At 77.6% G+C, this 1016-nt stretch carries 1 protein-coding gene; it reads right to left on the bottom strand.

Features of this window, described 5'->3' with window-relative positions; genetic code table 11:
- On the bottom strand, nucleotides 1–1016 hold a 1016-nt coding region (locus NWP09_RS12975), incomplete at both ends, for a transglutaminase domain-containing protein (protein ID WP_309137125.1).

Genomic DNA, 1016 nt, shown 5'->3' with positions numbered 1-1016 from the left:
CCGCCGGGTCCGCGCCCCGCTGCTGCCCGCCCGGCGCGGGCGCGGGCGCCTGCTGGGCGGGCGGCTCCTCGACGACGACCGGGGCGCCCTGCTCCTGCTCGGGGATGGGGCGCGGCGTCGGCGTGACGTCGATGCCCGCCCACCCCGACTCCGTGCGCACCTCGAGCCACGCATCCGCATCGGCCCCGACGACCGAGGTCGGGAGGCCGACCTGGATCGCGTCCGGGGTGAAGCCCACGACGACGCGAGCGTCGAAGCCCAGCTGCCGCGCCAGGAGCATCGCCGCCGTCGAGTACTGCTCGGCGTCGCCGATCATCGGGTCGGCGAACAGCTCCGCGAGCCGCTCCCTGGAGTGGCCGGGGCGCGAGGGCGCCTCGTCCTCGAGCACGCCGTGGCTCACGTAGCCGCTCGACCGGAGCCCCTGCACCATGGCGGCGAGCCGCTCGCCGGGCGTGGCGGCATCGCCCGTCCACGCGGCGAGCGCGGCGAGCATCGGATCGGGCAGCTCGTGCGGCGCCTGCACGGGGTCGGCGGGGTCGAGCGCGCCGATCTCCTCGGGCGCGACGATCGGGGCGCCCGGCTGCACCTGCATCTGGAAGCCGTCGCCCGGGCCGATGCCGCCCTCGACGACGAACGTGCCCAGGTCGCGGTCGCGGTGCAGCGCCGACGCGAGCTGCTCGGCGCGGTCGCCGACGAAGCGCACGCCCGAGGGGTCGCCGACCGTCGGCAGCCACCGGCTCGAGAGCTCGCCGACCGTGATGCCCACGAGCCGGCCGCGGCCCTCCTCGGCGCTCGCGACGCGCTCGAAGCCGGCGCGCGCGACGCTCAGCACCTGCCCGTCGTAGCGGTCGAGGGCGGCGATGCGGATGCGGTCCCCCGGCACGAGGCCCGTGACGGTCAGCTGGCGGGCCGAGCGCGCATCCTCGGCCCAGAACGCCCGGTACGACGCCATGGGCGTCGCCCCGAGCAGCTGGACGGACGACGCGCTCTCGCCGCGCAGCACGACGCGCTCGGGC

Origin of the sequence: Agrococcus sp. HG114, assembly GCF_024723325.1 — a bacterium.
Classification (GTDB): Bacteria; Actinomycetota; Actinomycetes; order Actinomycetales; family Microbacteriaceae; genus Agrococcus.
Note: the sequence above shows the minus strand (reverse complement) of the source record. Positions and strands in the feature narration are given on the sequence as shown.